This window comes from Pseudomonas sp. SWI44 (assembly GCF_002947915.1).
Classification (GTDB): Bacteria; Pseudomonadota; Gammaproteobacteria; order Pseudomonadales; family Pseudomonadaceae; genus Aquipseudomonas; species Aquipseudomonas taiwanensis.
Window position 1 is genome coordinate 241360 of record NZ_CP026674.1, and the last position, 14610, is coordinate 255969.

The window sequence follows — 14610 nt, forward strand, 5'->3', positions numbered from 1 at the left end:
CAAAAACGGGACTCCATGCCTTGCCTAACGGCAGCTGATGCGGCACCGTGCGCCATCGCTGAATCATAAGGAAACATATTCATGTCCCGCTCCCTGACGGGCGCGCTTGCCCAGAGTTTTCTGGGCCAGTCGCCGCGCTGGTACAAGGCCGTCATCTGCCTGTTCCTGGTGCTGAACCCAGTGCTGCTGTTCACGGCTGGCCCGGTGGCCGCTGGCTGGCTACTGGTCGTCGAATTCATCTTCACCCTGGGCATGGCGCTCAAGTGCTACCCGCTGATGCCCGGCGGCCTGCTGCTGATCGAAGCATTGCTGGTGGGGATGACAACGCCCCAGGCATTGTACGAGGAGTTACAGCACAACTTCCCAGTGATCCTGCTGCTGATGTTCATGGTGGCGGGCATCCACTTCATGAAAGAGCTGCTGCTGTACCTGTTCTCGCGGATTCTGCTGGGCGTGCATTCCAAAGCCGTGCTGGCCTTGCTGTTCTGTGTGCTGTCGGCATTCCTCTCGGCCTTCCTCGACGCACTGACCGTGACGGCGGTGATCATCAGCGCCGCCGTGGGCTTTTACGCGGTGTATCACCGCGTCGCTTCGGGCGCCAACCCTCGTGAGGAAAGCGCGCTGGACAGTGACCAAGAGGTCGCCCAGTTGCACCGCGAAGACCTCGACCAATTCCGCGCCTTCCTGCGCAGCCTGCTGATGCACGGCGCGGTCGGCACGGCCCTGGGCGGCGTTTGTACCTTGGTAGGCGAGCCGCAGAACCTGCTGATCGGCCATGAAATGGGTTGGCACTTCGCCGACTTCTTCTTCAATGTCGCACCCGTGTCGCTCCCCGTGCTGGGTGCAGGACTGGTTACCTGCGTACTGCTGGAAAAACTGCGCCTATTCGGTTACGGCGTGTTGATGCCAGCACCGGTGCGCCATGTGCTGGCCGCCTATGCCGCCGAAGATGATGCCGCCCGAACCCCGGCGCAACGCCTCGCCCTGCTGGTACAGGGCCTCGCCGCGTTGATCCTGATCATCAGCCTGGGCCTGCACATCGCCGAAGTCGGCCTGATCGGCCTGCTGGTAATCGTGCTTATCACCGCCTTTACCGGCATCACCGACGAGCATCGCCTGGGCCGAGCCTTCCAGGACGCCATGCCCTTCACGGCCCTGCTGGTGGTGTTCTTCGCGGTGGTCGCGGTCATCCATGACCAACAGCTGTTCAGCCCGCTGATCGCCTGGGTGCTGGCGCTGCCTGCCGAGCAGCAGCCGGGCATGCTGTACCTCGCCAACGGCCTGCTCTCAGCGATCAGCGACAACGTGTTCGTCGCCACCATCTACATCACCGAGGTCAAGCAAGCCTTCCTCGACGGCGCCATGAGCCGCGAACATTTCGAAACCCTGGCGGTGGCGATCAACACCGGTACCAACCTGCCCAGCGTGGCTACACCCAATGGGCAGGCGGCCTTTTTGTTCCTGCTGACCTCGGCGATCGCACCACTGATTCGACTGTCGTATGGGCGGATGGTGTGGATGGCGCTGCCCTACACCGTGGTGATGGGCGGGCTGGGCTGGTGGGCGGTTACCTACTGGTTGTGAGGCGGCTATCCTGACCCAATCGACGACAAGTCGGCTGTAGCGGGACCTGCACCGGTATCCCGTACGCGACGTGCGTACGGGTGCGGTGGATACCTGCGTATGCTGTTCAACGGCGTACAACTTTTGCCTCGCCCCCGCATCGAATGACAGGTGAGCCCTTTCTACGCGAAACGGAGATGACCCATGGCAACACGCACGCCCCTGCTGCTTTCCTGCCTGACCCTGGCGCTGGCCCTGACCGGCTGCGCAGGCTCCAGCGACGATCAACGCCCCCCTCCCACTACCCAGCAGGTCGACCTGCAACGCTACCAGGGCACCTGGTACGAACTGGCTCGGTTGCCGATGTTCTTCCAGCGCAACTGCGTACAATCCGAGGCACATTACGGTCTGCGCGAAGATGGCCGGATCGACGTGACCAACCGCTGCAAGGAAAACGACGGCCAGTGGAACGAAGCCAAAGGCATCGCCGAAGCGCAGCAGCCTGGCAAGACCGACAAGCTGTGGGTGACTTTCGACAACTGGTTCAGCCGCCTGGCGCCGGGACTGACCAAGGGCGATTACTGGGTGCTGTACCACGACCAGGACTATCGCGTTGCCTTGGTGGGTCACCCGAACCGGGAATACCTGTGGCTGCTGTCACGCACACCGACGGTCACCGAGCAAACGCGCGAACAAATGCTTTCGATCGCCCGCAATCAAGGCTATGACACCAGCAAGCTGATCTGGCGCCAGGAAACGTCGACGCCCTGACCCAGCCGAGCTAAGGTGTAAGCCCACCCCCTTCGGAGCCAACCTCTTGGACCTGCTGTTTCTGGGCACCTCTTCCGGGGTGCCCACCAAGACCCGTAATGTCAGCGCCACCGCCGTGATCGAAGCCAGTGGTCGCCACTGGTACCTGGTCGATTGCGGCGAAGGCACCCAGCACCAATTGCTGCATACACCGCTGTCGATACGCGACCTGCGCGGCATTTTCATCACCCATGTGCATGGTGACCATTGCTTTGGCCTTCCAGGCCTGCTGGCCAGCGCCGGCATGAGCGGTCGCACCGAACCCTTGGACCTGGTGCTGCCTCACGCGCTGCATGACTGGATCCGCCTGAGCCTGGCGGCCAGTGAAACCTACCTGCCGTTCGAGCTGCGCCTGCTGGCGGTCGAGAGCCTGGCCGACTGGTGCAGCGAAACCCTTCAGGTGAACACCGTGCAACTGTCGCACCGTGTGCCTAGCGTCGGTTTCGTGTTCACCGAGCTGAACCCAGAGCCACGCCTGGATGTACAGCGCCTGGACGCCGAGGGTATCCCCCGTGGCCCCTTGTGGGGCGAGCTGGCCCAGGGCCTTTCGGTGGAATTCGACGGACGAGTGCTGCATGGCCACGACTACCTGCGGGCGTCCCGTCCTGCGCGAAAGCTCATCGTCTGCGGCGACAACGATAACCCTGAGCTTTTGGCCGAGGTGGCCAGAAACGCGGATGTGCTGGTGCACGAAGCCACCTTCACCCAAGCGATCATCGCGCGCAACGGGGTAACGTACGGCCACAGCACCGCAGCTGCGGTCGCACGCTTTGCCGCGCAGGCTGGCGTGCGCAACCTGGTGCTGACCCATTTCAGCGCCCGCTACCAGTCCAACCCCCAGCGCAGCCCGTGTATCGACGATGTGCACGAGGAAGCCCAGGCGTACTACGGTGGCAACCTGACCCTCGCGCGGGATCTGCAGCGCTACCACATCGGGCGTGATGGCTGCCTGCACGCCGTTTGACGCCGCGCCTACAGGCAAGACGCAACACCTGTAGGGGCCGGGCTGCCGGTGACAAGTCCGGCACGCTTCCTAGGCTGCCAACTTCCCTTTGGCAATCGCTTCAGACGCCGCCAGCATGGCCCGCAACAGCACCGCGCACCCGGCCGCCAGGTCCTCTGGCGCGGCGTTCTCGATCTCGTTATGGCTGATGCCGTTCTCGCACGGCACGAAGATCATCCCCGCCGGCCCCAGCTCGGCGAGGAAGATCGCGTCATGCCCGGCGCCACTGACGATGTCCATGTGCGACAGGCCCAAGGCACCTGCCGACTCGCGCACGGCATCGACGCAGGTGGGGTCGAAGTACAACGCCGGGAAGTCCGCCGTCGGGACCAGCTCATAGCTAAGACCGTGCTTGGCGCAAGTGGCCTCGATCACTGCGCGCACGTCGGCGATCATCGAATCCAGGCGCTCGCTTTCAAGGTGACGGAAGTCCAGGGTCATGCGCACCTCCCCCGGAATGACGTTGCGCGACCCCGGGTACGCCTGCAGGCACCCGACCGTGCCACAAGCATGCGGCTGGTGCCCGAGCGCGGCACGGTTGACCGCCTCGACCACGGCGGCGGCGCCTACCAGGGCATCCTTACGCAAGTGCATGGGGGTCGGGCCAGCATGGGCCTCGACGCCACGCAAAGTCAGGTCGAACCACTTCTGTCCCAGTGCGCCCAGCACCACGCCGATGGTCTTGGCCTGGTCTTCGAGAATCGGTCCCTGCTCGATATGCGCTTCGAAATAAGCGCCGACCGTATGGCCCAGCACCGCACGCTCACCTGCGTAGCCGATGCCACTCAACGCCTCACCGACAGTCACCCCCTGGGCATCGCGCTTGGCCAGGGTTTCCTCCAGGGTGAACTTACCGGCGAACACCCCAGAGCCCATCATGCAGGGCGCGAAGCGTGAACCTTCCTCGTTGGTCCACACCACCACCTCAAGCGGCGCCTCGGTTTCCACCCCCAAGTCATTGAGGGTGCGGATCACTTCTAGCCCGGCCATCACTCCGAAGCAACCATCGAACTTGCCGCCGGTGGGCTGGGTGTCGATATGGCTGCCGGTCATCACGGGCGGCAATGCGGGGTTGCGGCCGGGCCTGCGGGCGAAGATGTTGCCGACCTTATCGACACTGACGCTACACCCCGCGGCTTCACACCATTTGACGAACAGGTCACGGGCCTGGCGGTCGAGGTCGGTCAGGGCCAGGCGGCAGACGCCGCCCTTGGCGGTGGCACCGAGGCGCGCGAGGTCCATCAGCGACTGCCAGAGGCGTTCGCTGTTGACGTGGCGTTCGGACGGTTTCAAGACGAAGCTCATGGGGTTGTCTCCTCAGGCGTTCTTGTTGTCTGCAATCATCATCGAAGTCGCGCTGTTGCCATCGCCGCAAGCGGGCGATGAAGCCAGCACACGTCTTACGGCAATGGCTTGGCCAGCCGCGCCGCTCCACGCACCGCCACACCACCGAGCACGTAATACAACACGCCGCCCAGCAGCGACCCGGTGAACCAGCCGTAGTCATAGAACCAGCTGAAGCTGCTGTTGCCGATCGCCATCACGGTCAGCGCCACCGGCAGCGCGAAGGCGGCGAAGCCTGCCCAGTTCCAGGCCGGATACACGTCGTCGCGGTACAGTCCGGCGAGGTCCAGACGCTGACGACGGATCAGGAAATAGTCCACGACCATGATTCCGGCAATCGGCCCCAGCAGACTGGAGTAACCCAGCAACCAGTTGGAATAGATACTTTCCAGGCTCACATCCGAGACGATCCAGCCTAGCTTTTTCAGCAGCTCGTGGCCCATCAGTGCCAGGCCGATGAATCCGGTAAGCCAGACTGCGCGGCTTCGCCCGATCAGGCGTGGCGCGATGTTCTGGAAGTCGTTGGTCGGTGAGACGATGTTCGCCGCCGTGTTGGTCGACAACGTGGCGATCACGATCAGCGCCATGGCCAGTGCCACCCAGCCCGGACTCTGGATCTTGCCGATCAGGCTCACGGGGTCGGACACCGTCTCACCCACCAGCGAGGCCGATGCCGCGGTCATCACCACGCCCAACGAGGCGAACAGGAACATGGTCAGGGGCAAGCCAAGGATCTGCCCGAGAATCTGGTCTTTCTGGCTTTTGGCGTACCGACTGAAGTCAGGAATGTTCAACGAGAGTGTGGCCCAGAACCCCACCATGGCGGTGAGCCCTGCGCAGAAGTAGCTGACCATGCTAGCCCCTTCCGGGCGTTTGGGCGGCTGAGCCAGCAGCTCGGTCATCGACATGTGTGGCAAGGCCCAGAACAGCAAACCGAAGCCCACCGCTACCAGCAAGGGGGCCGAGAGGGTTTCCAGCCACTTGATCGACTCCGCACCGCGCAACACTACCCACAGGTTGAGCACCCAGAAGATCATGAAGCCGATCACCTCGCCGGTGCCGCCCAGGGCCTTCCAGCCTTCGAACATCGAGCCCAGGAACAGGTGAATCGCCAACCCGCCGAACATGGTCTGGATACCGAACCAGCCACAGGCCACCACTGCGCGAATCAGGCACGGCACATTGGAGCCGATGATGCCGAACGAGGAACGCAGCAGAACCGGAAAAGGAATGCCGTACTTGGTGCCAGCGAAGGCGTTGAGTGTCAGCGGGATCAACACGATCACGTTGGCCAATAGGATGGCCAGCAACGCTTCGCCCACGCTCAGGCCAAAATAGGCAGTGAGCACCCCGCCGAGGGTGTAGGTAGGCACGCAGATGGACATGCCCACCCACAACGCCGTGATGTGCCATTTGTTCCAGGTGCGCTGATGCACTTTGGTCGGTGCGATATCGTGGTTGTAGCGGGGGCTGTCGAGGACGTCGCTGCCGGCGGACAGCTCGAACAACCCGTCCTGTTCGATCACTTCCGATCTGCTCTGTTGCATGGGGCTCTCCAGGTTCTTTTTCTAGTTGTCGCTCATCGGGCTAACGCGATGGCCGGAGCACACACACCACCAGTACTGCACCTCCGGCCCGGCCAGGCGGTCGCGGCCAACGCAGTTCAACAACCGTGCCGGGTTGGCCAAGGCCGCCCCGTTTGGTCGCCGCCGACCGGAGGTAACTCACTGACTTGCAAGCGTATTCATCAATACCGACGACAGCGCTATGGCCATCACCTGCCTGCCGTACACCTGGCGTGTCCAACGCCCAGGGTTTCAATCTGGTGCGGCCTGGAAAAACAGCGGCCCCCCTGCGCCGGCAGGACAATCATCAAGCAGCTGATTTTGCATAGAAAATCTTGACCAATTTCGCTTCCTGTCAAGTGCGTCAAAATGGTGAGAGACCGTTCCATTTTGGTGATTTGTGATTTTATTCTTTATTTTTCAAGCACTTAATTTGGTTATAAGTTCATAAACTTTTTTCTTGATCATTCTCTGATCAGCATCTAGATTCCATTCTTGTCAGGCCTGACAGGATTGCATCGCAACCTCCAGCCACTGGCATCAAAACTTCAAGAACCGGCGTTCGACCGGTCAGCCTGCGAGGAAAACGGCATGTCCCTGTTGATCCGTGGTGCCACCGTGGTTACCCACGAAGAAAGTTTTTCCGCTGATGTCCTGTGTGCCGAGGGTTTGATCCGCGCCATTGGCCAGAACCTCGACGTCCCCACCGATTGCGAAGTCCTCGACGGCAGTGGCCAGTACCTGATGCCAGGCGGTATCGACCCACATACCCATATGCAATTGCCCTTCATGGGCACCGTGGCCAGCGAGGACTTCTTCAGCGGCACCGCTGCGGGGCTGGCCGGCGGCACCACCTCGATCATCGACTTCGTCATCCCCAACCCTCAGCAGTCGTTGCTGGATGCCTTCCACACCTGGCGCGGTTGGGCGCAGAAGTCTGCCGCCGACTATGGCTTCCATGTCGCCATCACCTGGTGGAGCGAACAGGTGGCCGAGGAGATGGGCGAGCTGGTGGCCAAGCACGGGGTGAACAGCTTCAAGCACTTCATGGCCTACAAGAACGCGATCATGGCCGCCGACGACACCTTGGTCGCCAGCTTCGAGCGCTGCCTGCAGTTGGGCGCGGTACCTACGGTGCATGCCGAGAATGGCGAGCTGGTCTATCACCTGCAGCAGAAACTGCTCGCCCAAGGCATGACCGGGCCTGAAGCGCATCCGCTGTCGCGCCCTTCCCAGGTCGAAGGCGAAGCCGCCAGCCGGGCAATCCGCATTGCCGAGACCCTCGGCACGCCGCTGTACCTGGTCCATGTGTCCTGCAAGGAAGCGCTGGATGAAATCACCTACGCACGGGCCAAGGGTCAACCGGTATACGGCGAAGTGCTGCCCGGCCACCTGCTGATCGATGACAGCGTCTACCGTCACCCGGACTGGGCCACCGCGGCCGGGCACGTGATGAGCCCTCCCTTCCGCCCACGCGAACACCAGGAAGCGCTGTGGCGAGGCCTTCAGTCGGGCAGCATTCATACCACCGCTACCGACCACTGCTGCTTCTGCGCCGAACAGAAAGCCATGGGACGCAACGACTTCAGTCGAATTCCAAACGGGACCGCGGGCATCGAAGACCGCATGGCCGTACTGTGGGATGCCGGCGTCAACAGCGGGCGGCTGTCGATGCATGAGTTCGTCGCGCTCACATCCACCAACACCGCGAAGATCTTCAACCTGTTTCCGCGCAAGGGCGCCATCCGCGTCGGTGCCGATGCCGACCTGGTGCTGTGGGACCCACAAGGCACCCGCACGATCTCGGCGCAGACCCACCACCAGCGGGTGGACTTCAACATCTTCGAAGGCCGCACCGTGCGGGGCATACCCAGCCACACCATCAGCCAGGGCCGTGTGTTGTGGGCCGATGGCGACCTGCGTGCGGAACCCGGCGCGGGCCGTTACGTGGAACGTCCACCCTACCCCTCGGTGTACGAGGTGCTGGAGCGACGCGCCGAACAACAGCGCCCGACGCCCGTCCAGCGATAGTGCTGTTGAGGCTGCTACGCAGCCCATCGCCGGCACACCGGCTCCTGCATAGACCGCATCCACTTCAAGGTCATCCATGGACCTACAGGAGCCGGCTTGCCGGCGATTGAGCCACACCCAATAAAATCAAAGAGGCTACAACCGTGATCGACGCCCTGAAGCACTTGCCGCGCCCCCGGGCCGGCGCCGACCAACTGGCCGAGCAGTTCACCGACCTCGCGCCGCCGCTCACCCCGCGCCAGGCTGCCGTGGAAAGCGCCCGCTGCCTGTATTGCTACGACGCCCCCTGCGTCAACGCCTGCCCCAGCGAGATCGACATCCCTTCGTTCATCCACCGCATCAGCGATGAAAACCTGCAAGGTGCCGCCGAGCGTATTCTCTCGGCCAACATCCTGGGGGGCAGCTGCGCCCGCGTCTGCCCTACCGAAATCCTCTGCCAGCAAGCCTGTGTGCGCAACAATGCCCAGGAGTGCGCACCGGTCCTGATCGGCCAGCTGCAACGCTACGCCCTGGACAACGCACAGTTCACTGAGCACCCGTTCAGCCGCTCCCCATCCACCGGCAAGCGTATTGCCGTCGTAGGCGCTGGCCCCGCCGGGCTGTCGTGTGCCCATCGCCTGGCCATGCATGGCCATGATGTGGTGGTGTTCGAGGCCAGTGAAAAAGCCGGTGGCCTGAATGAATACGGCATCGCCCGTTACAAGCTGGTGGATGACTATGCCCAGCGCGAGGTGGCGTTCCTGCTGGGCATCGGTGGCATCGAGATTCGCCACGGCCAACGCCTGGGCAGCAAGCTCAGCCTCGCCGAACTGCGCGACCAGTATGACGCCGTGTTCCTCGGCCTGGGCCTTGGTGCCGTGCGCCAGCTCGGCCTGGCCGACGAAGAAGCCGCCGGCTTGCTGGCCGCCACTGAATACATCCGCGAACTGCGCCAGGCCGATGACCTCTCGCAACTGCCGCTGGCCGACCGCTGCCTGGTGATTGGCGCTGGCAACACAGCCATCGACATGGCCGTGCAAATGAGCCGGCTGGGCGCACGCGACGTCAATCTGGTCTATCGCCGTGGCCATGCCGACATGGGCGCCACTGGCCACGAGCAGGACATAGCCAAGGCCAACCAGGTGCGCCTGCACACCTGGGCACGCCCGGATGCCGTCCTGCTGGACGATGACGGCCGTGTGCGCGGTATGCGTTTCGCCCGCACGCACTTGCAGGAGGGTCGCCTGACCGACACGGGCGAAACCTTCGAGCTGGCTGCCGACGCCATCTTCAAAGCCATCGGCCAGTCCTTCGACGATGCCTGCCTCGGCGACCCGCTGGCGGCACAACTGGACCGCGACGGCGAGCGGATTCGCGTCGATGCGCACCTCCGGACCAGCCTGCCGGGCGTATACGCCGGTGGCGACTGCACCAACCTGGGCCAGGATCTGACCGTCCAGGCCGTACAACACGGCAAGCTGGCCGCCGAAGCCATCCATGCCCAACTCATGCTCAACGTGGAGGCTGCGTAAATGGCCGACTTGTCCATCGTATTCGCCGGCATCAAGGCCTCAAACCCTTTCTGGCTGGCTTCCGCGCCGCCCACCGACAAGGCCTACAACGTCGTGCGCGCCTTCGAAGCGGGCTGGGGCGGTGTGGTCTGGAAAACCCTGGGCGAAGACCCAGCGGCGGTCAACGTGTCGTCGCGCTATTCGGCGCACTATGGCGCCAACCGTACCGTACAGGGCATCAATAACATCGAGCTGATCACCGACCGTTCGCTGGAGATCAACCTGCGGGAAATCACCCAGGTGAAGAAGGACTGGCCCGACCGCGCGCTGATCGTCTCGCTGATGGTGCCGTGCGTGGAAGAGTCGTGGAAATTCATCTTGCCGCTGGTCGAAGCCACGGGGGCCGACGGCATCGAGTTGAACTTCGGCTGCCCCCATGGCATGCCGGAGCGCGGCATGGGCGCAGCCGTCGGCCAAGTGCCTGAGTACGTGGAGATGGTCACCCGCTGGTGCAAGACGCACTGCTCGCTGCCGGTGATCGTCAAGCTGACCCCCAACATCACCGACATTCGCCAATCGGCGCGCGCTGCCCATCGCGGGGGCGCCGATGCGGTGTCGTTGATCAACACCATCAACTCGATCACCAGCGTCGACCTGGACCGCATGGTCGCCCACCCCATCGTCGGCGACCAAAGCACCCACGGAGGCTACTGTGGGTCGGCGGTCAAACCCATTGCCCTGAACATGGTCGCCGAGATCGCCCGCGACCCTGAAACCCGCGGGCTACCGATCTGCGGCATCGGCGGGATCGGCAACTGGCGCGACGCGGCCGAGTTCATCGCGCTGGGCAGCGGTGCGGTGCAAGTGTGCACGGCGGCGATGCTGCATGGTTTTCGCATCGTCGAGGACATGAAGGACGGACTGGCGCGCTGGATGGACCAGCATGGTTACCAGAATCTGGAGACTTTCCGCGGCTTGGCGGTGGGGCATACCACGGACTGGAAATACCTCGACATGAACTACAAGTCGGTGGCGCACATCGACCAGGATGCCTGTATCGGGTGCGGACGCTGCCATATCGCCTGCGAGGATACCTCGCACCAGGCGATCGCCAGCACGTTGAAGGAGGACGCAACGCACAGCTACAGCGTGATCGAAGAGGAATGCGTGGGCTGTAACCTGTGCCAGATCACCTGCCCGGTGGAGCACTGCATCGAAATGGTGGCGCAGGATACCGGCAAGCCGTACATGAACTGGACGCAGGACCCACGCAACCCCTATCGCGAAGCCAGCTGACCCACTCGGACAGAGGCTTCTGAGGGCCACATCGCCAGCAAGCCGGCGCCTACAGGTGTGTAGCGATCCCTGTACGGGCAGGCTTGCCGGCGATCCGCGTCACGGCTCCAGGCCGATTCCGCGCAGGATCACACAGGTCACCGTCTGCACCGCACTTTCGAATGCCAGGTCCGACAGCGGCTCCCCGCCATTGAGCAGGGCCACCTGGTAACCGAAGTCGGCATAGTGCTGGGTCGCCGCCCAGATCATGTACAACAGCGCCGATGGCTCCACCGCCAGGATGCGCCCCTCCTCCACCCAACGGCGGATCTTCGCCTCCTTGAGCTGCGCCCAGGGCACCAGGATTTCATCCAGGCTAGCCCCCAACAGCGGCGCGCCATGCAGCATTTCTTCGGCCCAGATCTTCGAACCCAACGGACGGGTACGCGAATGGCCCATCTTGGCGCGGATGTAACTGGTGAGCACCACCCGGGGGTCATCGAAGCTTTCGAAGCACAGCGCATCCTGCTTCCACACGTCCAGCAGGTCCTGCAATACCGCGCGGTACAGGTCGTCCTTGGTGCTGAAGTAATAGTGCAGATTGGAGCGCGGCAGTTCGGCCTGCTCGGCAATGTCACCCATGGAAGTTGCGCCGAATCCCTTCTCAGCGAACACTTTCTCGGCCGCCTGCAGAATCTTCTCTACATTGCGCCGACGGATTTCGATCTTGTGGTTGGCCATGGCCTGTCCAAAACGCCTGAAACCTGTCAAGGCTAACAGGTTTGCAGGGAATGCAGGCAGCCGTTGTGCGGCTTCATGCTGTGATGGCCTGGACCTTGGCGCAATAGGGGGCCAGCGGTCGGTCAACCCAGCGTGTGCCACTCACGCTTGTCCCGGGCCAACAGCTCGTTGCCCGCTTCAGGGCCATCCTCGCCCGCCGGGTATGCATGCACTTCACCGTCCGTGGCCCAGGCGTCGAGAAACGGCTGCACCGCGCGCCAGCCGTTCTCGATGTTGTCGGCGCGCTGGAACAAGGTCTGGTCGCCGGTCAGGCAATCGTAGATCAGCGTCTCGTAGCCGGTGGCCGGGGTCATCTTGAAGAAATCCTTGTAGGCGAACCCGAGCTCGACGTTCTCCATCACCAGTTCCGGCCCAGGGCGCTTGGCCTGCAGGTCGAACCACATGCCTTCGTTAGGCTGGATCTGGATCTTCAGGTAGTTGGGCTTCGGCCGCTCCAGCTCGGACTCGCGAAACTGAGCATAGGGTGCAGGCTTGAAGCAGATGGCGATCTCGGTATCACGCACGCTCATGCGCTTGCCGGTACGCAGGTAGAACGGCACACCGGCCCAACGCCAATTGTCGATCATCACCTTCAGCGCGACGTAGGTCTCGGTCTGGCTGTCTTCGGCAACATTGGGCTCCTGGCGGTAACCGGGCAGGCGCTTGCGGCCCTGTTTGCCAGCGGTGTACTGGCCGCGCACCGAATTCTTCAACGCAAGCTTCGTCGACCAGGGCCGAATGGCGCCAATGACCTTGGCCTTCTCGCTGCGCACAGCGTCGGCGCCGAAGGCTGCCGGCGGCTCCATCGCGACCATCGCCAACAGCTGGAACAAGTGGTTGGGCACCATGTCGCGCAGTGCGCCGGTATGGTCGTAGAACGCCCCCCGGGTTTCGACGCCGACGGTCTCCGCCGCCGTGATCTGTACGTGGTCGATGTAGTGATTGTTCCAGAACGACTCGAACAGGCCGTTGGAGAAGCGGCTGACCAGAATGTTCTGCACCGTTTCCTTGCCCAGGTAGTGGTCGATGCGGTAGATCTGCCGCTCGCTCATCACTTTGAGCAAGCAGGCGTTCAAGGCTTCGGCGCTGGCCAGGTCGGTGCCGAACGGCTTTTCCACCACCACCCGGCGAAAGCCCCCTGCGCGCTCGTCAAGCAGTCCGGCCTCACCCAAGCGCTGGGCCACTTCAGGAAAGAATCGTGGCGAAGTGGCCAGGTAGAAGATCGCGTTGCCATGACTGGTCTTGTCGATGCGTTTGGTCAGGGCGGTGTAGGTGGCCGGATCGAGAAAATCGCCGGTCTGGTAATCCAGCGACTTGGCCAGACGCTGCCAGCGCTTTTCGTCCAGGCACTGGGGGTCGCGTTCGAGCATGAAGCGGTGCAGGCGCTCGGCGAAGTCTTCTGCGCTGGCCGGGTTGTGGTCGACGCCAACGATGCGCAGGTTACGGTCGAGCAACCCGTCGCGGCTGAGGTTGTACAGCGCCGGCATCAGCAGGCGCTTGACCAGGTCACCGTTGGCGCCGAACAGAAACAGGGTGCAAGGGGGGGCAGCAGGAATGGTCGGTCTGGTCATTCGCCTTTCTTCTCGATGTGGCCACCGAAACCCAGGCGCATGGCAGAAAGGATCTTGTCGCCATAAGTCCCCTGCTGCTGGCGTGAACGGAAGCGGGCGAACAGCGCGCTGGAGAGCACCGGCACCGGCACGGCCTGCTCGACGGCGGCGTCGATGGTCCAGCGCCCTTCGCCGCTGTCGGACACCGAGCCACTGAACTGCGCGAGCTGCGGATCGGCAACCAACGCATCGGCGGTGAGGTCAAGCAGCCAGGAGGTGACGACGCTGCCGCGGCGCCAGACTTCGGCGATTTCAGCCACATCGAGGTCGAAGCGCTGCTCTTCTGGCAGCTCATTGCCGCCCTTGCTGCGCAGCAGGTCGAAGCCCTCGGCGTAGGCTTGCATCAGCCCATATTCGATGCCGTTGTGGATCATCTTCACGTAGTGCCCGGCGCCGGGCGGGCCTGCATGGATGTAGCCGTGCTCGGCACGCTGGTACTCACCACTGCGCCCCTGGGTACGCGGGATGTCGCCGACACCGGGCGCCAGGGCCTTGAACAGCGGCTCGAGGCGCTCGAACACCTCTTTTTCACCGCCGATCATCATGCAGTAGCCACGCTCAAGGCCCCACACGCCACCCGAGGTGCCGACATCCAGGTAATGCAGCCCACGCTTGGCAAGTTCGGCGGCGCGGCGTACATCGTCCTTGTAGAACGTATTGCCGCCGTCGATGATCGCATCGCCCGGCTCGAGCATGTCGGCCAGTTGGGCGATGGTCTGCTCGGTCGGCTCGCCCGCAGGCAGCATTACCCATACTGCGCGGGGTGCCTTCAGCTTCTGTACCAGTGCGCCGAGGTCGTGCGCGCCTTGCGCGCCCTCCCCCTCCAGTGCCGTAATGGCTTCACGGTTGCGGTCGTTGACCACGGTGCGATGCCCTGCGCGCATCAGCCGTCTTGCGATATTGCCGCCCATGCGGCCCAGCCCGACGATTCCCAGTTGCATGTGCCGACGCTCCCCTTAGAAATGGATGACAAGGCGGTTCAGGTGTTCAGATTAGTCCAGCGCTCCGCCATGAGGTTCACCGACGAACGGCGCGACAACCATAAACAAAAAAGTTCCCAACGCGGCAGAAAGAATTCAGAATGCGCGCCGCGCGAGCGTCTACGCTTAAAACGTCACTAGCCAATTGCGAGGTGTGCA

At 63.1% G+C, this 14610-nt stretch carries 11 protein-coding genes; 6 read left to right on the forward strand and 5 right to left on the reverse strand.

Annotated elements, in window-relative coordinates:
* Positions 1-81: 81 nt before the first annotated feature.
* From nhaB to C4Q26_RS01145, 3 genes are all read left to right on the forward strand, one after another.
* Positions 82-1584 carry a sodium/proton antiporter NhaB gene (gene nhaB, locus C4Q26_RS01135; protein ID WP_023380029.1) on the forward strand — a complete coding sequence of 501 codons (1503 nt, stop codon included), beginning with the start codon at positions 82-84 and terminating at the stop codon, positions 1582-1584.
* A 183-nt stretch (positions 1585-1767) separates the two neighbouring features.
* Positions 1768-2334, forward strand: a complete 567-nt coding sequence (locus C4Q26_RS01140; RefSeq protein ID WP_023380028.1) for a lipocalin family protein — start codon at positions 1768-1770, stop codon at positions 2332-2334.
* 46 nt (positions 2335-2380) lie between these two features.
* Positions 2381-3337 carry a ribonuclease Z gene (locus C4Q26_RS01145; RefSeq protein ID WP_023380027.1) on the forward strand — a complete coding sequence of 319 codons (957 nt, stop codon included), beginning with the start codon at positions 2381-2383 and terminating at the stop codon, positions 3335-3337.
* 69 nt (positions 3338-3406) lie between these two features.
* On the opposite strand, the gene C4Q26_RS01150 is transcribed toward C4Q26_RS01145, so the two are convergent.
* The gene (locus C4Q26_RS01150; RefSeq protein ID WP_023380026.1) at positions 3407-4681 is read right to left on the reverse strand and encodes a Zn-dependent hydrolase; all 1275 of its coding nucleotides are present in this window, start codon (positions 4679-4681) and stop codon (positions 3407-3409) included.
* Positions 4682-4776: 95 nt separating this feature from the next.
* Entirely contained in the window at positions 4777-6267 is a 1491-nt protein-coding gene (locus C4Q26_RS01155; RefSeq protein WP_104882580.1) for an NCS1 family nucleobase:cation symporter-1, read from the reverse strand.
* A gap of 609 nt (positions 6268-6876) precedes the next feature.
* On the opposite strand from C4Q26_RS01155, the gene hydA reads away from it, so the two are divergent.
* The 3 genes from hydA to preA all read left to right on the forward strand — a co-directional run bounded on the left by hydA (position 6877) and on the right by preA (position 11102).
* Complete coding sequence (gene hydA / locus C4Q26_RS01160; RefSeq protein WP_023380024.1) at positions 6877-8316, forward strand: dihydropyrimidinase; 1440 nt, start codon at positions 6877-6879, stop codon at positions 8314-8316.
* A gap of 143 nt (positions 8317-8459) precedes the next feature.
* A complete protein-coding gene (locus C4Q26_RS01165; protein ID WP_104882581.1) occupies positions 8460-9827 on the forward strand; it encodes an NAD(P)-dependent oxidoreductase in 1368 nt (455 codons plus the stop codon).
* The gene (preA, locus tag C4Q26_RS01170; RefSeq protein WP_104882582.1) at positions 9828-11102 is read left to right on the forward strand and encodes an NAD-dependent dihydropyrimidine dehydrogenase subunit PreA; all 1275 of its coding nucleotides are present in this window, start codon (positions 9828-9830) and stop codon (positions 11100-11102) included.
* A 99-nt stretch (positions 11103-11201) separates the two neighbouring features.
* Here the strand turns inward: preA and C4Q26_RS01175 are convergent, their stop codons facing one another.
* The 3 genes from C4Q26_RS01175 to gnd form a co-directional block, all read right to left on the reverse strand.
* Positions 11202-11822 carry a TetR/AcrR family transcriptional regulator gene (locus C4Q26_RS01175; protein WP_023380021.1) on the reverse strand — a complete coding sequence of 207 codons (621 nt, stop codon included), beginning with the start codon at positions 11820-11822 and terminating at the stop codon, positions 11202-11204.
* 122 nt (positions 11823-11944) lie between these two features.
* The gene (gene zwf / locus C4Q26_RS01180) at positions 11945-13432 is read right to left on the reverse strand and encodes a glucose-6-phosphate dehydrogenase (RefSeq protein ID WP_023380020.1); all 1488 of its coding nucleotides are present in this window, start codon (positions 13430-13432) and stop codon (positions 11945-11947) included.
* On the reverse strand, positions 13429-14412 hold the full coding sequence (gnd, locus tag C4Q26_RS01185; RefSeq protein ID WP_023380019.1) for a phosphogluconate dehydrogenase (NAD(+)-dependent, decarboxylating): 984 nt from the start codon (positions 14410-14412) through the stop codon (positions 13429-13431). The genes zwf and gnd overlap by 4 nt, the downstream gene beginning before the upstream one ends.
* Between the last annotated feature and the right edge of the window lie 198 nt (positions 14413-14610).